Below are 19,926 nucleotides of genomic sequence, written 5' to 3'. Positions count from 1 at the left end.
CAGGTTTTGCTCGAGCGCCCGCCCACGTCTGACCCGCAAAGGCAGCGGGTTGGTCAGTATGGCCGGAGGGGATAAGACTGTGGGTATGGCACGGGGAACGCTTCGGATCTTCCTGGGTGCGGCAGCGGGGGCCGGCACCACGTACTCCATGCTGCGTGAGGCGCAACAGATCCTGGCCGGCGGCAGGGACGTCGTGGTCGGCATCGCCGTCGCGCACGGGAGGCCTGACACCGGGCAGCTCCTTGACGGGCTCGACGTCGTGGCGCCGCGCCTTCTGCCCGACGGCAACGGGGCGGAGGTACCCGAGCTTGACCTGGACGCTGTGCTGGCAAGGAAACCGGAGGTGGCCGTCGTCGACGAGTATGCGCACGTCAATGCTCCGGGCAGCAGGAATACCCGACGCTGGCAGGACATCGAGGAGCTTCTGGCGGCGGGGACGGACGTGCTGACCACGCTTGCCGTCCAGCATGTGGCATCGCTGAAAGACGTCGTCGCCGCAATCACCGACGAACCAGACGGGGAACCGGTCCCGGACGCCGTGGTGCGGCGGGCAGACCACATCGAGCTGGTGGACATATCGCCCGAACTCCTGCGCCAGAGGGTTGCTGACGGGAGCGTTGTGCCCAGGGACAGGATCGACGCTGCCCTGGCCAACGAATTCCGGCTGGGCAATCTCATTGCCCTGCGTGAAATCGCCTTGATCTGGCTGGCGGACCGGGTGGACGAAGGGCTGGCGGGCTACCGGAAAAGCCAGGGGATCACCGCCACCTGGCCGGCCCGCGAGCGGGTTGTCGTCGGACTCAGTGGAGGCCCCGAAGGGGAGCTGCTCATCAGGAGGGCGGCCCGGATCCTGTCCCGGGTCAACGGCGGGGACCTGCTGGCGGTTCACGTCCGGCGCGCCGAAAGCACGGCCGCGACGCGAGGGCAGCTGCTGGACGCGCAGCGGCGCCTCGTCGCCGACCTCGGCGGCACCTGCCATACGGTGTCCGGTGAGGACGCAGCGGGGTCCCTCCTGGAATTCGCCCGCAGCGTCAACGCCACCCAGATCGTCATCGGCGCCTCACCGGGGACGCTCCGGAGCAGGATCCTCGGTATCGGTGCAGGCGCCAAAGTGGTCCGGGGCTCGGGCGATATCGACGTGCACATCGTCTCCCTTCCCCAGGGCGGCCCTGGACTGCCGGGGCCATCTCCCGCGGCGCTCAGCGGCAGGCGCACGCTGATCGGCTTCGTCCTGGCTGTGGTCCTCCCGGTCCTGGTGACCGCGGCGCTGTCCCGCAACCCGGAGCTCAACCTCGCCACCCACGCACTGGTCCATCTGACCGGGGTGATGGCCGTGGCGTTCATCGGCGGCCTGTGGCCTGCGGTGCTCGCCGCCGTCCTGGACTCGCTGCTGCTGAACTACTTCCAGACGGACCCGGTGGGAACGCTCAATATCAGCGACCCGCAAAACGTCTTCGCGCTGCTGGTCTTCCTCAGTGCCGCGGTGGCCGTGTCACTGGTGGTGGGACTGTCTGCAAGGCGCGCCCGGGAAGCCGCACGGGCCCGCGCGGAAGCCGCCACCCTCGCGGACCTCGCCCACGATGCCCTCCTGGCCGATGACACCGTTGCAGCGTTCATGGGCAAGGTCCGGGAAACCTTCCAGGTCCGTTCGGCCGGGCTCTTCACCACATCCGGGGACAAAGACGCAGCATGGGAGCTCCAGGCGTTCTCCGGGGAGGCGCCTCCTCCCTCCCCGGACACGGCAGGGTTGACGGACAGCGTGGAACTCGCCGACGAGCGGACCGCCCTGGTCCTCTCCGGACGCACCCTCACCGCCGGGGACCGGCTCCTCCTGTCCGCCCACGGCGCCCACCTCCTGTTGCTGCGCCAGCGCCATGCCCTTCAGCGGACGCTGCAGAGCACCGCGAAGATGGCCGAGGGCAACAACGTCCGCACGGCCATCCTGCGGGCGGTCAGCCATGACCTGCGCACGCCGCTGGCGGGGATAAAACTGGCCGTAACGGCCCTGCGGCGCCAGAGCCGCAGGCTTCCCGATGAGGTGCAGGCCGAGATGCTCGAGACCGTCGAGTCCTACACCGAGCGCCTGGACGCCCTGATCGCCAACCTCCTGGACATGTCCCGGATCTCCAGCGGTTCGGCTGCGCCACTGACAGCGCCCGTCACGTGGCGTGATGCAATCGAGGACGCGCTGCGCGGCCTCCCGGCGGACCGGATCCGGGTGGAGCTTCCCCGGACATCCCTGCGATCTATGCCGACCTGGGGATGTTGGAGCGGGTCATCGCCAACATCGTGGAAAACGCGCTTAAATACGCGCCGGCGTCCGACGTGGCCATCGTCGGCGTTTCGACGCGAACCAGGGGAGTGGGCGACGCCGGAACCCCCTTTGGCGAGTTGCACATCGTCGATCACGGGCAGGGCGTGCCCGCTGCCGCCGTCGAGGGGATCTTCCAGCCCTTCCAGCGCCTCGACGACGCCCCCGCGGGACTCGGGATGGGGCTTGGCCTCGCCGTCGCGAAAGGCTTCACCGAGGCCATGGGCGGTCACCTGCTGGCCGAGCCGACCCAGGGCGGGGGACTGACAATAGTCATCCGCTTGCCCCAGGTTGCCGCACCGGACGTTTCCACCCCTCGCCGGAAAGCAGGCACCAGCACCTCATGAGGACAGTATTGATCGTTGACGACGAGCCGCAGTTCCTGCGTGCCCTCCAGGTCAACCTGGAGGCTGAGGGCTACCGGGTGCTGACCGCCCTGGACGGGATGGCCGCCCTGAAGCACGCGGAAGGCGGCCATCCGGATGCCATGGTGCTGGACCTCGGACTGCCGGACATCAACGGCGTGGACGTGATCACCAGGATCCGCCGCACCAGCAGCATGCCCATCATCGTGCTTTCCGCCCGGCACGGGTCCGTGGACAAGGTCCGGGCCCTGGACGCCGGGGCGGACGACTACGTCACCAAGCCGTTTGGCCTGGACGAACTCCTGGCCCGGCTACGCGTTGCCGGCCGCCGGAGCGGCACGCTGGACGTGGCGGACGGCGGGGCCGCCATCGATGTGGGTGACTTCCAGGTGGACCTGGCCAACCGGAAGGTGACCCGGGCGGGGGACCCGGTCCGGCTCACCCCGCGAGTGGGCCATCCTGGAAATGCTGGTGCGGAATCCCGGCCGGCTGATAACGCAACAGCAGATGCTCGCCAGGGTCTGGGGTCCCGGCTATGACAACGAGACCCACTACCTGCGCGTCTACATGGGCCAACTGCGGCGCAAACTGGAGGCGGATCCCGCCCGCCCCCGCCACCTGCTGACCGAGGCCGGCATGGGCTACCGCTTCGAGCCGTGACCTGCCGCCGGACCGCTCCGGCCGCCGTCGAACATCACGCGTAAAGGAAACATCAAGAATTCCCTTTCTGGCGCTTCCGCCAATTTCGCCGGTGCTAGCTTCGCAATGATCGCGGTGCAACGGGCAGCGCGGAAAGGCAGACATGACCACGTTGAGCAGGCCCCCGGCGGATCCTTCCGCCACCCACCCGCACGGAAGGGAGGCGCTGAAGGACTGGCTGCTGTTCGGGCTGCAGGACAGCAAGGGCACCCACCAGGGCCCCGGCGGTGTTCCCACCCAGCACGAAAAAAGCACTCGTGGTGGCAGGTCATGTGCCTTACCGGCGTGGACTACTTCTCCACCCTGGGCTACCAGCCGGCCATCGCCGCGCTGGCAGCCGGTGTCATCTCCCCGCTGGCCACCCTGGTCCTTGTGGCCGTGACACTGTTGGGTGCCCTGCCGGTCTACCGCCGGGTTGCCGGTGAAAGCCCCCGCGGTGAGGGCTCCATTGCCATGCTGGAGCGGCTGCTGCCCCGCTGGGGAGGAAAGCTCCTGGTGCTGGTCCTGCTCGGGTTCGCCGCCACCGACTTCATGATCACCATGACGCTCTCGGCCGCCGATGCCACCGCACACCTGATCGGCAATCCTGTTGCCCCCGGTTGGCTCCAAAACCAGAACGTCCCCGTAACGCTTTTCCTGCTGGCCCTGCTGGCTGCCGTGTTCCTGCGCGGGTTCAAGGAAGCGATCGGCGTCGCCGTCTTCCTGGTTGTCCTGTACCTGGGCCTGAATGCGGTGGTGGTGGTTGCCACCCTGATGCAGGTGGTCTCCCACCCGGTGGCGATGGGCGACTGGTGGACGAATCTGTGGGTGTCCCACGGCAACCCCCTGATGACGGTGGCCATCGCACTGCTGGTGTTCCCCAAACTGGCGCTGGGCCTGTCCGGCTTCGAAACCGGCGTTGCCGTGATGCCGCAGGTCCGCGGAGCGGCGGATGACACGGAGGAGAACCCGGCCGGCCGAATCCGCGGAGCCCGGCGCATGCTCACCACGGCTGCGGCGATCATGAGCGTGTTCCTGCTGACCACCAGCTTCATTACCGTTGTCCTGATTCCGGAACAGGAATTCCAGCCCGGCGGCCAGGCGAACGGGCGTGCCCTGGCCTACCTGGCGCACGAATACCTGGGCGTGGGCTTCGGCAGCGTCTACGACATCAGCACCATCGGCATCCTCTGGTTCGCCGGTGCCTCCGCCATGGCCGGCCTGCTGAACCTGGTTCCCCGCTACCTGCCCCGCTACGGCATGGCCCCGGAGTGGGCCAAGGCTGTCAGGCCCCTGGTGCTTGTGTTCACCCTGGTCGGGTTCCTCATCACCTTCATCTTCAACGCCGACGTCGACGCCCAGGGCGGTGCCTACGCCACCGGCGTCCTGGTGCTGATGACCTCCGCAGCGGTGGCCGTCACGTTGTCGGCGCGCCGGCGCGGGCAACGGAACCTCACCTTCGGCTTCGGTGCCATCTCCGTGGTGTTCGCGTACACCACGGTGGCCAACATCTTCGAGCGGCCCGAAGGCATCCGGATCGCGGCGATCTTCATCCTGGGCATCATCGTCATCTCCCTGCTGTCCAGGGTCCGCCGGTCCTTTGAGCTGCATGCAACCCGGGTGCACCTGGACCAGCAGGCCCTGGAGTTCATGTCCAGCACCCTGGACGGCCCCATCGCGATCATCGCGCACGAGCCGCTGCGGATGTCTGCAGAGGCATACCGGGACAAGCTTGAGTCGGCCATCGAGGTCAGCCACCTCCCGCTGGCAGGCGATGCCCTGTTCCTGGAAGTGATCGTGGATGACTCCTCCGACTTCGAAACGGAACTCTACGTCCGTGGCGTGAACCGCCACGGGTACCACATCCTGGAAGTCCACGGGCCGGTTGTTCCCAATACCATCGCCTCGGTACTGCTGCATATCAGGGACGTCACGGGGCTCATGCCGCACATCTACTTCCGCTGGACTGAGGGGAATCCGATCACCAACCTGGTGCGGTTCCTGTTCCTGGGCGAGGGCGAAATCGCGCCGGTGACCAGGGAGGTGCTGCGCGAGGCCGTCCCGGACGTCACCCAGCGCCCGTGGGTCCACGTCGGCTGACCGGGGGATACGTCGTCGTCCCGTCCCTGTGCGCAGGGGCGGCCACATGGGGCACTGTTGCCGCCACCCGCGCGGCGTCCGCCAGGCTGACCGGGACGTCCGCGCGGAAGGCGGCCTCGGCGTCGTCCTCCCGCACGCCCGCCGCCAGCACCATCACATGCACCATGTCGCCGTAGGAATCGTTGCAGGCCAGGATGTCGCCGGGCACTCTGTGCCCCTGCCCGCCCGTCGAGGGCCACGGCTGGAAAATGACCCACCACCCCTCGCCGTCCTGGTCGGGGAAAAGGTAGCCGCCGGCCGGGTGGAGGGCGCGGCCGTTCAGTGCGCGCCCGCCGTAGCCCTCCACGGCCTCGGCTGCCGCGGCAAACCTGACCCTGCCACGGTCATCAGGCGCCTCATCCCATCGCATCTCCGCTCCTCGCCGTCGCGTGCATGTGCTGACCTGCCTCCATCAAAGGACGGTGCACGCGCGGCCGGGGCGGCAGGGCCGTTTTATTGACGGAATATTTACAGCCTGTCCCGCCGGGGAGGTGCCTGGCCCACCACCGCCGTGGTCGGCCACCATAATGGAACCCATGCACAGCCCCGTCACCATCCGCCCCATGTGCCCCGAGGACTGGGACGCCGTCCACGCGATCTACGCCGCCGGCATCGCCACGGGGGAGGCGACGTTCGAGAGCGAGCCGCCCACCTGGGAGGCGTTCGACGGCGGCCGGTTGCCCGGGCACCGGCTGATCGCCGAGGACGCGGGCCGGGTTCTGGGCTGGGCCGCCGTGACGTCCGTTTCGTCCCGGGAGGTCTACCGGGGCGTCGTGGAGCACTCCATTTACGTGGCGCCGGAAACGCACGGCCGGGGCGTGGGCAGGCTGCTCCTCGGTGCACTGATCGATTCCACGGAGGCGGCAGGAATCTGGACCATCCAGTCCAGCATCTTCCCGGAGAACACGGCCAGCCTGGCGCTGCACCGGAAGCTCGGCTTCCGGGTGGTGGGAACCAGGGAACGGATCGCGCGGATCAGCCACGGCCCCAAGGCCGGGCACTGGCAGGACACCCTGCTCCTGGAACGCCGCAGCGCGGTGGCCGGGACGGAGTAAGGCCTACCTCGAAGGCAGCGTCAGGATCTCGGCGCCGTCCTCCGTGATGGCGATGGTGTGCTCGGTGTGGGCCGTCCTGCAGCCGGTGGCGCTCCTTAGCGTCCACCCGTCGTCGTCCGTCACCAGCTGGTCCGTGTCCGCCATGATCCAGGGCTCCAGCGCGAGCAGAAGCCCGGGCCGCAGCTTGAAGCCGCGGCCGGGCCGCCCGGTGTTGGGCACGTGCGGGTCCTGGTGCATGGTGGAACCGATGCCATGGCCGCCGAACTGCGTGTTGACCGGATACCCCGCATCAATGAGGACGCGGCCGATGGCGTACGAGATGTCCCCGATCTTGGCTGCCGGCCCTGCGGCGGCGATCCCGGCTGCCAGGGCGCGTTCGGTCGCCTCGATCATGGCCACGCTCTCCGCCGGCCGTGATTCGCCCACGATGAAGCTGATGGCGGCATCCGCGGCCATCCCGTTCTTGACGACGGCGAGGTCCAGGGTCAGCAGGTCGCCGTCAGCCAGTGCGTAGTTGTGGGGCAGCCCGTGCAGCACAGCATCGTTGACGCCCGTGCAGATGTAGTGGCCGAAGGGACCCCGGCCGAAGGACGGCGCGTAGTCCACGTAGCAGGATTCCGCCCCCGCGTCGGTGATCATCTCCTTGGTCCACTGGTCGATGTCCAGGAGGTTGGTGCCGACGGTTGCGCGGCTTTTCATCGCCTGCAGGATGTCAGCCACCAGGGCGCCGGTCTCCCGGGCGCGGGCCACCTCAGCCGGGGTGAGGATCTCGATCATGGTGCGCCCTTCGTGTGCGGCGGTTAGCTCCAGGTGCCATCCTATTTGCCCGTGCGCAGAAGGGTGCAAGGGGCTCTTTCGTACAGCGGAATGTTGGGGTTGCCAAAGACATAGATGAGTGTAAATATTTACGTGTGTCTATGTCTTTGGAGTTGACCCCGGTCCAGGCGGTGGCGTGCTGCGCGCCGCTGGCCCGGGAGCCTTTGTCCCTGCCGGAAGCTGAAGGGATCGCCCCCTTGCTGAAGGCCCTGGCGGATCCGGTCCGGCTGCGGCTGATGTCCATGGTCGCCTCGCATGAGGGCGGCCAAGCCTGCGTCTGCGACCTCAACGATGCCTTCGAGCTGTCCCAGCCCACCATCAGCCACCACCTGAAGATCCTGCATGAGGTGGGTCTGCTGGAGCGGGAAAAGCGCGGCGTGTGGGTCTACTACCGGGCCCGCACCGAGGCCCTGCAGAACCTGGCCGCCCTGATCGGCGGGCCGGCCGCATGACCGGTCTGGCCCGGCGTGCCACGGCAGAGTTCATCGGCACCGCGTTCCTGGTCATGGCCGTGGTCGGCTCGGGCGTGATGGCCTCCAGGCTGTCACCGGACGACGTCGGCCTGCAGCTTTTGCAGAACAGCCTCGCCACGGGTGCCGCGCTGGTGGCGCTGATCATGGCACTGCAGCCGGTGTCGGCGTCGTTCAATCCGGTGGTGACCCTGGTGGAACGGGCGCTGGGGATGATCGACACCACCACGGCGGCCGGCCTGGTTGCGGGGCAGATCCTGGGCGGCCTGGCCGGCACGGTGGCCGCCAACCTGATGTTCGGGCTGGACGCCGTCAGCTGGTCCACGCACCAGCGCACCGGCGTCCCGCTCTGGCTGGGGAAGTCATTGCCACGGTGGGCCTGCTGCTGGTCATCTTCGGCACCGTCCGGTCGGGCCGTGCTGACCGCGTGGCGTTCGCCGTCGGCGGCTACATCACGGCCGCCTATTGGTTCACCAGCTCCACCAGCTTCGCCAACCCTGCGGTGACCATGGCGCGCACCGTCACGGACACCTTTGCCGGCATCGCACCGCCGTCGGCCCCTGCCTTCATCCTGGCGCAGCTGCTGGGCGGCGCCGCCGGATTCCTCCTGGTCCGCTTCCTCTACCTCTCCTTTGCTGCTGTTTCCGCCGCCCCGGCGGCCGACCGAAAGGTGCTCTCATGAGCCACAAGGCAAGCTCCGCATCCCTCCCCGTGGCCGTCATCGGCGCCGGGCCCGTCGGCCTGGCCGCGGCCGCGCACCTGCTGGAACGCGGACTGGAACCCATCGTGCTCGAGGCCGGGCCCACGGTGGGTGCCGCCATCCGTGAGTGGGGCCATGTGCGCGTCTTCTCCACGTGGAAGTACAACCTGGATGCCGCCGCCGTGCGCCTGCTGGAACGGGCCGGCTGGGCAGCGCCCCGCCCCACCGCGCTGCCGTACGGCTCCCAGATCGTCTCCGACTACCTGGAACCGCTGGCTGCCACACCGGAACTCAAGGACCGGATCCGGACCGGGGCGAAGGTAGTTGCTGTCAGCCGGCAGGGCATGGACAAGGGCCGCAGCCAGGGCCGCGACGCCGCCCCGTTCCTCCTGCGCATCCAGGACGGCAGCGGGGAAACGTCGGAGCTCCTGGCCCGCGCCGTGATTGACACCTCCGGAACCTGGACCACGCCGGCGCCCTTGGGAGCTTCCGGCCTGCCCGCCCCGGGTGAGGCGGAAGCCCGGGCCGCCGGGCTGGTCACCGGGCCCCTGCCGGACGTGGCCGGCGGCGGATTCGCCGGCCGCCGCACCCTTGTCATCGGCTCCGGACACTCCGCCGCCAACATGGTCCTGGACCTGGCCCGCGTGGCCCGCGCCAACCCGGGAACGGAAGTCTTCTGGGCCATCCGGGCCGCCACGCCTGCCCGTGCCTACGGCGGCGGGGACGCCGACCAGCTGCCCGCCCGCGGCCAGCTGGGCGCCCGGCTGCACACCGCCGTCGACACCGGTGCCGTCCAGCTCCTCACAAACTTCCACACCGGCCGCCTCGAAGCCCGTGACGGCAAGGTCACCGTGCACGCAACGGATGGCCGCAGCCTCACCGTGGACAGGGTCATCCCGGCCACAGGGTTCCGGCCGGACCTGTCCATCCTGTCCGAGCTGCGGCTGGACCTGGATCCGGCCGTCGATGCCCCCAAGGCCCTGGGCCCGCTGATCGATCCTGACTTCCACAGCTGCGGCACGGTTCCGGCCCATGGCGCCAGGATCCTGGAACAGCCGGAAAAGGACTTCTACCTGGCCGGCATGAAGTCCTACGGCCGGGCGCCCACCTTCCTCATGGCCACGGGCTACGAACAGGTCCGCTCCATCGCCGCAGCCCTGGCAGGTGATACCGAAGCCGCGGACACCGTGGAACTCGAACTGCCGGAGACCGGGGTGTGCTCCACCAGCCTCCCTACCGAGGCCGGTGACGCCGCTGACACCGCCGGGGACTCCTGCTGCGGAACGCCCGCGCCGGTGCCCGTGACCATCGGCTTCGCCACGGGCCTGCAGCACGGACGCACCGCCGAACCTGCCAGCCTATGATGTGAACACCGGCTGATGTCCAAGGACGGGAGGCCCCGATGACGGAACCGGACAGTGACCCCGTGAAGGCGGACCTGCTGTGGATCGCGGCCGACTTCCGGAGCATCGTCCTGGGCGCCAGCGATGACGAGCTGGACCTCCCGTCCTTTGGAACGCGGTGGACCAACCGGCAACTGCTCTTCCACATGGTCCTGGGCCAGAACATCACGCTGGCGGGCATACCGCTCCTGGGGCTGTTCTCGCACCTGCCGCCCCTGGCCTCCCGGACCTGGAGCCGCCTCCTGGATTCGTGCGCCCGCCCGTACAACTGGGTGAACTGGGCCGGGAGCGCCGCCGGGGGCCGGGTCCTGAAGCCAGCCGGCATGCTCCGGATGATGGACCGGACTACGGCGGTGATCGTGAACTGGTACGGCCACGCCAACCAGGATGCGCTGGGTCGCGGCATGACGATGCCCACCGCGTGGGACCCCTATTTCATGCCGTGGATGAGCCGCCGGGACGTCCTGGAGTGGGCGCCCAAGCACTACCGTCACCACCGCGCGCAGCTCAGCCTGACCACGCTGCCGTCCCTGCCCCCAGGTAGGTAGCGCGAACTCACCCTCGCACCGGGCCTGCGCCATTTTGCTGCGACGCGCCTCTTCATTTCCGACGCGCACATTCCCCTTCGCGGCCCTGATTTGGGCTGCGTGGGGGAATTTGAGCCGCGAAGATGAAGTTGCGCGTCGCTGAAGCCAGCCCGGCCGGTGGCTGACCGGCTCAGTCCGTGATGTCGGTGCTCGTGCTCAGCTCCTGCCACTGCTCCAGCTCGGCGCGCTGGGCTTCCGCCACCTTGCCGAACGCGCCGAAGGCGTCGGTGCCCAGGACCAGGAGGCCCGGCGGGTTGGCGGATTCGACGACGGCGATGATGGCCCGGGCGGCCTTGTCCGGGTCGCCGGGCTGGTTGCCGTGGGCGGTGTCGTGTTCCTTGCGGCGCTTGCCGGCCGTGTCCGCGTAGTCGTCGATCGCCGTCGAGGACTGGGTCAGCGAGCGGCCCGCAAAGTCCGTCCGGAAGCCGCCGGGTTCGATGGCGGTGACGTTGATGCCCAGCGGTTTCAGCTCGTTGCGCAGAGACCCTGACATGCCCTCCAGCGCCGCCTTGGTGGCCGCGTAGTAGCCGGAGCCGGCGGGGGTGATGCGGGCGCCGATGGATGAGATGTTCAGGATGGACCCGGCCTTGTTGGCACGCATGCCCGGGAGGACTGCCTTGATCATGTCCACGGCCCCGAAGAAGTTGGTGTCGAACAGGCGGCGGATGTCGCCGTCGTCCGCTTCCTCCACGGCGGCCCGGTAGCCGTAGCCGGCGTTGTTGACCAGCACGTCGATGCTGCCGAACTTTTCCTCCGCCGCCTTGACCGCCGCGCTGATCTGCGTCTTGTCCGTGACGTCCAGCGGGAGTGCCAGCGCGGTGTCCGGGAAGCCGGCGGTGACCTCCTGCAGCGTTTCCACCTTGCGGGCGGTGACGACGGCGTTGTGCCCGGACGCGAGCACGGCTTCCGCCAGTGCCCGGCCAAGTCCGGTGGAGCAGCCTGTGATGAGCCACGTTGCCATGGTTTTTCCTTTCATAGGGGGTTGGAGAGTGAGGCGGGCGCCGGCATTTAAGCCCGGTGCCGCCGTCGTGCCTGTGCCGTCAGTTCATGGGCGCCGTAGCTGTTGTCGTCCGGGTTGACGGTGACGCCGGGCGCCACCAGCTGGTCGATGCGGTCCAGCACCTCGGGCGCCAGCTTGGTGTCCGCCGCGGGGAGGTAGGACTCCAGCTGCTCCATGGTGCGCGGACCCACGATGGCGGAGGTAACGCCGGGGTGGTTGATCACGAACGCGATGGCCAGCTCGATCATGGTGACGCCGGCCCATTCGGCCACCTGGGCGAGCTCCTCCACGATGTCCAGCTTGCGCTGGTTGGCGGGCTGGGTCATGTCGAACCGGGCGCTGGGGCGGGCACTGGAAGTGGGCCTGGATGCCGAGTCCTTCCGCCACCGGCCGGAAAGCCAGCCGCCGGCCAGCGGGCTGTAGGTGAGGGTGCCCATCCCGTGCCGCTGCACGGTGGGCAGCACATCCTCCTCGATGCCGCGGGTCAGGATGGAGTACGGCGGCTGCTCGGTGACGAACCGCTCCAGGTTCCGTTCGCGGGACGCCCACTGCGCCTCCACGATCTGGGACCCGGAGTAGGACGAGGAGCCGATGTAGCGCACCTTGCCCTGGCGGACCAGGTCGGTGAGGGCGCCCAAGGTTTCCTCCACATCGGTGTCCGGGCTGGGCCGGTGCACCTGGTACAGGTCGATGTAGTCGGTGTTCAGCCGGCGCAGCGAGTCCTCTACCGCGCGCATGATCCAGCGGCGGGAGCCGCCCCGGCGGTTGGGGCGGTCCTCATCCATGGGCATAAAGAACTTGGTGGCCAGGAAGACGTCATCGCGCTTTCCCGCGAGCGCCTCCCCGACAATCTCCTCGGAGGCCCCCGCGGAATAGACGTCCGCGGTGTCGACGAAGTTGATGCCGGCATCCAGCGCGTGGTGGATGATGCGGGTGGCGTCGGCGCGGTCGTTGTTGCCCCACGGGCCGAACATCATGGCACCGAGGCAGAGGGGGCTGACCTGCACACCGGTGCGGCCAAGCGGGCGGTATTCCATGCTGGTTCCTTCTCTGTGGTTCTTTGGCTTCTAGGCTTCGGGGATGACCATGGCGAACCGCTCGGGGCGGGCCACGTCCGGGTCGGGGCCGCTGCGGACGCCGGTGTCCAGGGCGTCGATGGCGGCGAGCTCGGCCGCGGAAAGCTCGAAGCCGAACACGTCGAAGTTCTCCGCGATGCGGGCCGGGTTGGTGGACTTGGGGATGGCGGAGCGGCCCTGCTGCAGGTGCCAGCGGAGCATCACCTGGGCGGGGGTCTTGCCGTGGGCCTGCGCGACGGCGGCGATCGCCGGGTCCCGCATGACGTTTTTCCGGTTCTCGCCCCAGCCCGGGTAGAACGTGATGCCGCCGATCGGCGACCACGCCTGGGTGAGGATGCCGTGCTCGGCGTCCGCCGCCTGGACGTTCCGCTGGGCGAAGTAGGGGTGCAGTTCGATCTGGTTGACGGCAGGGACCACGTCGGTTTCCTCGAGCAGCTGCGCCAGGTGGTGAGGCATGAAGTTGCTGACGCCGATGGCCCGCACCCGCCCGTCCTTGAGCAGGGTCTCCAGCGCCTTGTACGCGGCGATGGTCTTCTCGAACCGGTCCGGGGCGGGCTGGTGCAGGATGAACAGGTCCAGCTGCTCCACGCCCAGCTTGCCGGCGGCCTTGTCCCAGGCGTGCAGGGCCCGGTCGTAGCCGTAGTCGCTCACCCAGATCTTGGTCTCGATGAACACGTCGGCCCGGTCCAGGCCGGAGCGGCGGATGCCCTCGCCAACCTCCCGCTCGTTGCCGTAGGCGGCGGCGGTGTCGATGTGCCGGTAGCCCACCTCGAGCGCTGTCTGGACCGCCGCCGTGGTCTCTTCCGGGGGACTCTGGAAGACGCCCAGGCCGAGCGCCGGCATTGTGATTTTGTTGTTGAGCGTGAGTTCCATAACCATGCCTTTCACGGTATTGGGGTGGACGGGTTTGTGGGAGGGGCTGGCAGTCCCTCCCTTGGGATATTTGCCCGGCGTAGCGTGGGAGCCATGACGAACAGCGATGACGTGCGGAAGTTCCTGACCTCCCGCCGCGCCAGGATCACACCGGACGACGCCGGGCTGCCCGCGTACGGCGGCAACCGGCGGGTTAAGGGCCTGCGCCGGGAGGAGGTGGCCATGCTCGCCGGAATGAGCATCGATTACTACATCCGGCTGGAGCGGGGAAATCTGTCCGGAGCGTCGGACAGTGTCCTGGAGTCCCTGGCCCGCGCCCTGCAGTTGGACGACGCCGAGACCGCCCACCTTTTCGACCTGGCCCGCGCGTCCACGGCTGCTCCGCGGGCGCGGCGCAAGCGGAGCCCGCAGACGGTGCGGCCCAGCGTGCAGCGGGTGATCGATGCGATTACGGCGGCGCCGGCCTGGGTCCGCAACGACCGTGGCGATGTGCTGGCGTCCAATGAGCTGGGCCGGGCCCTGTACCTGGAGATGATGACCGACGGCGGCACCCCACCCAACAGCGCACGGTTCACCTTCCTGAGCCCGAAGGCGCGGGGGTTCTTCGCCGACTGGGAGCGCGCCGCTGACGACATCGTGGCCGTGCTGCGGTCCACGGCCGGGAAGAACCCGTACGACAAGGACCTGTCCGACCTGATCGGGGAGCTCTCAACGGGCAGCGAGGAGTTCCGCGTCCGCTGGGCCCGGCACGACGTGAAGTACCACCGCACCGGCCGCAAACGACTCCACCACTCGATCGTGGGGGACCTGGACCTGGCCTACGAGGCGATGGAGCTCCCCGCGGATCCCGGGCTGCGGATCAACATCTACACCGCCGAGCCAGGCAGCCCGTCCGAGGACGCGCTGAAGGTCCTCGCCAGCTGGGCGGCTACGCAGGCGGCGGCCGGGGTTCCGGCCCAGGAGAAGGCCACCTGAGCCAGCCTGCGCTGCGCAAACCCGTTCTCGACGCGCATATTCGGTTGTGAACCCCACATCCGTCCTCGACGCGCATATTCGTAAGCGCACCCCATATTTGGGCCGCGCCAGGGAATGTGCGCGTCGTCAGCGGCTTTGCGCGTCAGGACTGCGCGTTGATGAACCCAATGATGATCGCCGTCCACCAGCAGAGCTGCGAGACCACCAGGCATGACATCAGGTGGACGCGCTGGCCAGTGGATAAATCCTTGAACGCAATCCTGGCAGGGAGCCGCGCGAGCCGCCGCATCAGGGGGATCAGCATGATTCCGTTCAGGCTGAGCACCAGGACCGCCGCGAGCTTGACCTCTGTCATCGGGCTGTCCAGGTGCGGACTCAGGAACACCCCGGTGGCAAGCATGCCCGCCAGACCACCCCAGATCAGGGGTGTCGCTGCCCCATCGAGTCGAATGATTTCGCCGAGTGTCCGCCGGCCGATCAGCCACAGGAATCCATGCCAGTCGACCAGGATGATGGCGCCGAAAGCCACAACGAGGAAAAGGTCATGCACCACCAGATCGACGTCGTGGACGAAGCCGTCAACGCTGACCGCGGCTGACAGCAACACGGACAATAGCCACGCCGCGATGGCAACACCGGACAGGGCAGCAACAAGGCGCCGCGTGGACCGCTCGGATTCACGGTGCAGCCTGATGGTGCGTCTGCTGACGGGGACATAACTCATGACATACCTCTGCGAGACCTGTCAGCGATGGCCGTCCCAGCCGGGCCCGGGCGTAGCTCCAACATAGCCCCGTCGCGTGGCCGTCAACAAGGAAAATTCACCCGCTGATGCACCGCTCCTGGCCCCGCTTCGGTGCACGGCTGCCGTTTTCGACGCGCATATTTGTCGTCGCCACGCATGCTCCCTTGCGACGCGCGTATACGGGGCGCGGGAAGGGATATGCGCGTCAGAGGCGGTTTTGCGCGTCGATAACGGCAGAGCGCGTCCGACGGCGGCCCACACCTGCCGCCGCCAGCTTCCGTTCCAGCGTCCCGGGCACCTTGAGGTCGGCCCAGTCCCAGCGCACCACGTTGCAGCCCAGGGCGCGGATCCGGTTTTCGCGCTGCTTTTCAGCCACAACAGCCTGGGATGCGGTCAGGCCCTTGAGGAACTCGGACTTGAGGTACTTTTCCTCGCCGTCGAATTCGCCAACAACCCTGGACTCCTTCCAGTAGAAATCCGAGTAACCAACCAGCCCGTCCGCGTCGGAAAACCGCTGTTGGAGGACCGGGGGTTCGAAGCCGGCCACATGGATCAGCGCCCGGCTCCAGGACTCCCCGGCCGAGCCTGAAGCGGGATCGGCAAACTCGATGGCCGCCCGGATTCTCCGCGTGGCAGCGGCGGAGTAGACCGATCCCATCCCGCTCTCCAGCTCAGCCTTGGTGATGGCAGGCAACTGCCGGCGCGGATCCAGCCGGAGCACATGGTCCAGCGGCACAACGGCCTCGGCGAAGGGGCTGAAGGCTGCCAGGTCCAGGACGGTCCGGATGCGGTCGGTGACCAGGAGGCCCTCCAACCGGACCACCTTCAAATCCGCCCGCGCCGCAAAGTGCCGGCTGACCCCGGCACGGGACCGGCCGCCGTCGTTCTTCAATGTGAGTGCCTGGACCGGGTGATGAAAGCCGATGGTGGGGATTTCCCACACGCTTGCCGCGGAATGGCGGCCGAAAACTGTGGGCTTCTCGAATGCTTCCGCGGCCGCCTGGATGCGGAGCCGGTACTGTTCCCACGGCTTCATGGCCCGCCACGCTGGGCCGTCGATGTAGATGCCGTGCCGCACCCGGACCAAAGCGCCGGACCGCACGCGTTTGGCGAGATCGTTGGCACTCAACCCGAGCAGGTTGCGGTCGCGCGACAACAGCAACGGTGGAAGATCGGTCATGCAACCACATTGCCCGGCACACCTTCGCTGCAGGAGTGGAGTGTGCCGCTATGTGGAAAAGCCCCGGTGGCGCGCCCGCCCATATTCGACTCGCATGCTCGCCGGCGCACCCAACATACGGTCTGCGCAAGGGAATCTGCGCGTCGAAAACCGGTCTGCGCCCAACCCGCTACATAGCGGCCGGCTCAACCGAGGCGCGGGAGAGGGACCGCCGCCGCTTGATCCACCGTTCCGCCGCACCCATGGCCCGGGTGGCCCCTGCCCAGTAGAGGACGCCGCAGGCCAGGGACGCCAGCACGGCCAAACCCTTGTCCGCGCGCTCGAAGAGGTCAACGGAATCAAACAGGGGATACACCAGCCAGTGGGTGACGTAGATGTAGAGCGAAGCGCTCGCCAGCAGCGCCATGATCCGGTGGAGTCCCCGGGGCACCCGCAGCGTGGGCAGCCAGAGCAGGATGAGGCAGCCGGCCAGGATGGTGGCGCTGCGGTACGGGTTGTCGAAGGAGGCCGGAGCCGCCAGGACGGCCAGAACCGTAACGGCTGAACGCTGCCACAGGGTGCGGGACGCGGCGGCCGCCCAACCCAGCCCGAACAGCCACAGGACCGGCCCCTGCCCCGGGTACCGGCTCTCCACCAGGCCAAAAAGCAGGGGCAGATCCACCAGGACCAGGGCCACCCCAAACGCCCACGGCCAGCGGCGCGCCGCCCGGTCAACGGCCGGCACCGCCAGCAACAGGGCCAGGCCCACCAGGATGTGGACCAGGACCTCTACGAACCAGAACCGCGAGTAGTCGCTCCACCCCGCCGGCCCCACCAGTGAGTTCAACAGGAAAACGTTGTGCAGGGCGTACTTGTCCGTCACGGCGAAGGCCAGCGCGATCACGGCAACGCTCGGCACCACGATCCGCGCGACGCTGCGCAGGTGCCGCCGGAACCGTTCCGTACGCTCCCCCGACAGCTGGAAGCGGGCGAAGTTGTAGCCGGCCACCGCCATGAGCACGTGGGCCGTGCCTTGCCAGTGGAAGAACCCAATATGCGTGGAGACGATCGCGATGATGGCGACGGCGCGCAGCACTATCCCGGTCTCCATCGGCGCGAGCAGCCTCCGCCGGGCACTGCGCACCCAGGTGCCGGAAGCAGTGCCGGAAGGCCCAGCACTGCCGGAAGGCCCGGCACTGCCGGGAGGCGCGACGGCGGCGGGCACCACGTGCGGCGATGGCGACAGTTCGCAGACCGGCATCAGGTGCCAGCCCCCGGGAAGGTAGCCCAGGGCCCGCTCCAGCCGGACGGACGCCACCACATAGGACAGTGAATCGCCGCCCAGGGACACGAACGAATCGGTCCCGGCGACGTCCTCCACCTCCAGCACCTCGGCGAAGATGCGCCGCACGTCATCCGAGCCCGCGTCCACAACCCCGGCCGGGCCGCCGTCGTCCGCTTCTCCTCCACGGGCGAGCGCGGCGACGGCAGGATAGTCCGGCTTTCCGTTGCCCAGGCGCGGAATGGCTTCCACCGGGTAAAGGTCGACGGCGGCGCGCGGCAGGCCCAGGTCCTGCGCCAGGGTTTTGGCGAGCAGCGCCACGTCGTGGTCGCCTTCGATGGCGGCCACCACGGCGTCGTCGGAGCCTGCGGCCGCAGCCGTCACCCCGAGGTCCGCCAGCATCCGCTCCACCTGGCCCAGATCCACGCGGAGCCCCACGATCTTCACGAACCGGCTGCGCCGGCCCACAATCTCGTAGAGCCCGTCCGGGCCGCGGCGGGCCAGGTCGCCGGTGCGGAGGTCGGTGACCACCCGGCCCAGGCTGAGGTCCGCCGGCTGTTCGGCGTACCCCAGCATCACGTTGGGGCCGGAGTACACCAGCTCGGACGCGCCCAGGCCGGGGACGGGCTCAAGCCGGAAGGACCCGCCCGGGATCGGGACGCCGATGGCCTGTGGTTGCTCCATGGCCTGGTCCGGCGGCAGGTAGGCCATGCGGGCGGTGGCCTCGGTCTGCCCGTACATGACGAACAGGTCCCATCCTTGCCGCCGGCCCTGTTCGGCATAGGCGCGCACGCGGTCGGGGGCCAGCCGTCCGCCGGCCTGGGTGATGTACCGCAGGCTTGGCACATCCATGTCCTTGAAGCCCACCCGGTCCAGCAGGTCGAAGGTGTACGGCACTGCCGCGAAGGATGTCACCTGTTCCGTGCGGACCAGGTCCCAGAAGCAGGGGTCCACCACCGAGAGGTCGGTCAGCGCCAGGGATGCACCCGCCAGGAGGTGGCTGTTCACCACGCTCATGCCGTAGCAGTAGGAGAGGGGCAGGGTGGTGGCCGCTGTGTCGCTGGGGCGCAGCTGCAGGTACTCCGCGATCGCGGCGGCGTTGGCCTGGATGCCGTCGGCGGAAAGCCGGACGAGTTTGGGGGAGCCGGTGGACCCGGACGTGCTCAGCAGCAGCGCGAGTTCCGGGTGCAGGTCGTGCCGGGTCTGCTGCCGCCGGACATCCAGGACCGCTTCGCCGTTCGACGCGCTGACAACAACGTCGGGGTCGTAGGCCGCCACCAGTGCGGCCGCGGCAGAGTCCCCCGCGGGCAGGATCAGTAACGGAGTGCCGGAGGACAGGGCCGCCAGGTAGGACACCAGGGCCGGCAGGGTGTTCCCGGCTTCCAGCGCAATGAGGCGCCGGGCCGGCCCGAACGCGCGGACCATGTCCTCCACCTGCCGGGCCAGTTCCCGGTAGCTCAGCGACCGGCCGTGGGCGCTGACGGCTGGGCGGTCGCCGAAGCGGGCCAGGTCCGCGGCGAACGGAACCCCGGCGAGCTTTGTCTCTGTAGTCACCGGAGAACCATAGAAGGGTAACCTAACCTAACTCAAATGGATTAGGAAAGATTTTTGTGCCGTAAAGCCGTCGGTTAGTGGTGTTCCACCCAGCAGGCCAGGATCGTCGTCGAAAGCTGGTAGGCCAGGGCGTTGCGGGTGATGCTGTCCGGCCCCAAGGCGGGGGAAGACCTGACGCGTCTACGTGCAGCACGAAGCTGTCCTTCTGGAAGACGGCGGATCCGTCGGCCGTTTCGTATGCCGGAAAACCAAGATTTGCCAGGCCGTCGATTGGTGTTGCGCCTTTTGCGAGGGCCTGCATTGCGGTGAAGTACTTGAGTGCCGCCGCCTTGTCCGCCGTTTCCTGGACAGAAATGACCAGCGATCCCTCGGCCAGATGGTAGGTGCAGGTGAAGGTGCTGTCCGCCCAGATGTCCACGGTGTGCGGGTTCGAAGCCAGGTCCAGGATGGACCGCAGCCTCTCCTTCGGCTGGTCGCCGCAAACCATCAGGGCAGCAGCGCTCGGCCCGCCCGCCGGCGGACCAGGGGATGCCGATTCCTGGGCGTGGTGGCCGCCGCCGTCGTGGCCCACCGCCGGTGACGTTGCCGGCGGGGCCGCCGTCGAACTGTCTGGAGCTGCGGTGACGGATCCCGCCGCTGTTGCACAGCCGGAAAGCAGCAGGGTGCATAGGGCCACGGAGGCCAGCAGGGACTTGTGCTGTTTCATGGCGCATCCAATTCTGCCGGCCCCTGGGAGTG

15 protein-coding genes and 4 pseudogenes are annotated in these 19,926 nt (G+C 68.4%); 10 read left to right on the top strand and 9 right to left on the bottom strand.

The window, feature by feature from the left end; all coding sequences use genetic code 11:
• Window positions 1-58 precede the first annotated feature (58 nt).
• The 4 genes and pseudogenes from OUO20_RS12755 to OUO20_RS12740 form a co-directional block, all read left to right on the top strand.
• Window positions 59-2,074, top strand: a pseudogene (locus OUO20_RS12755) (DUF4118 domain-containing protein); the annotation flags it as partial.
• 188 nt (window positions 2,075-2,262) lie between these two features.
• A complete protein-coding gene (locus tag OUO20_RS12750; protein WP_268001881.1) occupies window positions 2,263-2,658 on the top strand; it encodes a sensor histidine kinase in 396 nt (131 codons plus the stop codon).
• Window positions 2,655-3,336, top strand: a pseudogene (locus tag OUO20_RS12745) (response regulator). The gene OUO20_RS12750 and the pseudogene OUO20_RS12745 overlap by 4 nt, the downstream one beginning before the upstream one ends.
• Window positions 3,337-3,478: 142 nt before the next feature.
• Window positions 3,479-5,454 (top strand): annotated as a pseudogene (locus tag OUO20_RS12740) (amino acid transporter).
• Here the strand turns inward: OUO20_RS12740 and OUO20_RS12735 are convergent.
• A complete protein-coding gene (locus OUO20_RS12735) occupies window positions 5,423-5,863 on the bottom strand; it encodes a hypothetical protein (protein WP_056392795.1) in 441 nt (146 codons plus the stop codon). The pseudogene OUO20_RS12740 and the gene OUO20_RS12735 overlap by 32 nt on opposite strands.
• A gap of 166 nt (window positions 5,864-6,029) precedes the next feature.
• On the opposite strand from OUO20_RS12735, the gene OUO20_RS12730 reads away from it, so the two are divergent.
• Window positions 6,030-6,548, top strand: a complete 519-nt coding sequence (locus OUO20_RS12730; protein ID WP_018768782.1) for a GNAT family N-acetyltransferase — start codon at window positions 6,030-6,032, stop codon at window positions 6,546-6,548.
• Between the two features lie 3 nt (window positions 6,549-6,551).
• Here the strand turns inward: OUO20_RS12730 and map are convergent, their stop codons facing one another.
• Window positions 6,552-7,325 carry a type I methionyl aminopeptidase gene (gene map / locus OUO20_RS12725; protein WP_018768780.1) on the bottom strand — a complete coding sequence of 258 codons (774 nt, stop codon included), beginning with the start codon at window positions 7,323-7,325 and terminating at the stop codon, window positions 6,552-6,554.
• A gap of 140 nt (window positions 7,326-7,465) precedes the next feature.
• Here map and OUO20_RS12720 point away from each other — a divergent pair, with 140 nt between their 5' ends.
• From OUO20_RS12720 to OUO20_RS12705, 4 genes and pseudogenes are all read left to right on the top strand, one after another.
• Window positions 7,466-7,816 (top strand): ArsR/SmtB family transcription factor, encoded by a 351-nt coding sequence (locus OUO20_RS12720; protein ID WP_268001880.1) that lies wholly within the window; start codon window positions 7,466-7,468, stop codon window positions 7,814-7,816.
• Window positions 7,813-8,516, top strand: a pseudogene (locus OUO20_RS12715) (aquaporin). Before OUO20_RS12720 ends, OUO20_RS12715 begins: the two are co-directional and overlap by 4 nt.
• Entirely contained in the window at window positions 8,513-9,898 is a 1,386-nt protein-coding gene (locus tag OUO20_RS12710; RefSeq protein ID WP_268001879.1) for an FAD-dependent oxidoreductase, read from the top strand. Before OUO20_RS12715 ends, OUO20_RS12710 begins: the two are co-directional and overlap by 4 nt.
• A gap of 38 nt (window positions 9,899-9,936) precedes the next feature.
• The gene (locus tag OUO20_RS12705; protein ID WP_268001878.1) at window positions 9,937-10,485 is read left to right on the top strand and encodes a DinB family protein; all 549 of its coding nucleotides are present in this window, start codon (window positions 9,937-9,939) and stop codon (window positions 10,483-10,485) included.
• A 169-nt stretch (window positions 10,486-10,654) separates the two neighbouring features.
• Here OUO20_RS12705 and OUO20_RS12700 read toward each other — a convergent pair whose 3' ends face one another.
• The 3 genes from OUO20_RS12700 to OUO20_RS12690 are packed head-to-tail and all read right to left on the bottom strand — an operon-like array spanning window position 10,655 to window position 13,473.
• Window positions 10,655-11,485, bottom strand: a complete 831-nt coding sequence (locus OUO20_RS12700; RefSeq protein ID WP_268001877.1) for an oxidoreductase — start codon at window positions 11,483-11,485, stop codon at window positions 10,655-10,657.
• A gap of 47 nt (window positions 11,486-11,532) precedes the next feature.
• The gene (locus OUO20_RS12695; RefSeq protein ID WP_223992529.1) at window positions 11,533-12,561 is read right to left on the bottom strand and encodes an aldo/keto reductase; all 1,029 of its coding nucleotides are present in this window, start codon (window positions 12,559-12,561) and stop codon (window positions 11,533-11,535) included.
• 30 nt (window positions 12,562-12,591) lie between these two features.
• Window positions 12,592-13,473 (bottom strand): aldo/keto reductase, encoded by an 882-nt coding sequence (locus OUO20_RS12690; protein ID WP_268001876.1) that lies wholly within the window; start codon window positions 13,471-13,473, stop codon window positions 12,592-12,594.
• A gap of 93 nt (window positions 13,474-13,566) precedes the next feature.
• Between OUO20_RS12690 and OUO20_RS12685 the strand changes: the two genes are divergently transcribed.
• A complete protein-coding gene (locus OUO20_RS12685; protein WP_268001875.1) occupies window positions 13,567-14,448 on the top strand; it encodes a helix-turn-helix transcriptional regulator in 882 nt (293 codons plus the stop codon).
• A gap of 142 nt (window positions 14,449-14,590) precedes the next feature.
• Here OUO20_RS12685 and OUO20_RS12680 read toward each other — a convergent pair whose 3' ends face one another.
• The 4 genes from OUO20_RS12680 to OUO20_RS12665 all read right to left on the bottom strand — a co-directional run bounded on the left by OUO20_RS12680 (window position 14,591) and on the right by OUO20_RS12665 (window position 19,894).
• On the bottom strand, window positions 14,591-15,172 hold the full coding sequence (locus OUO20_RS12680; RefSeq protein WP_268001874.1) for a hypothetical protein: 582 nt from the start codon (window positions 15,170-15,172) through the stop codon (window positions 14,591-14,593).
• A 226-nt stretch (window positions 15,173-15,398) separates the two neighbouring features.
• Window positions 15,399-16,373 (bottom strand): type IV toxin-antitoxin system AbiEi family antitoxin domain-containing protein, encoded by a 975-nt coding sequence (locus tag OUO20_RS12675; protein WP_268001873.1) that lies wholly within the window; start codon window positions 16,371-16,373, stop codon window positions 15,399-15,401.
• A gap of 169 nt (window positions 16,374-16,542) precedes the next feature.
• Window positions 16,543-19,188, bottom strand: a complete 2,646-nt coding sequence (locus OUO20_RS12670; RefSeq protein ID WP_018768769.1) for an AMP-binding protein — start codon at window positions 19,186-19,188, stop codon at window positions 16,543-16,545.
• Between the two features lie 22 nt (window positions 19,189-19,210).
• Entirely contained in the window at window positions 19,211-19,894 is a 684-nt protein-coding gene (locus OUO20_RS12665) for a hypothetical protein (RefSeq protein ID WP_268001872.1), read from the bottom strand.
• Window positions 19,895-19,926: the final 32 nt, after the last annotated feature.

The sequence above is a fragment of the Arthrobacter sp. FX8 genome (genome assembly GCF_026723805.1).
Lineage (GTDB): Bacteria > Actinomycetota > Actinomycetes > Actinomycetales > Micrococcaceae > Arthrobacter.
This window is presented reverse-complemented; position numbering and strand designations above follow the sequence as displayed.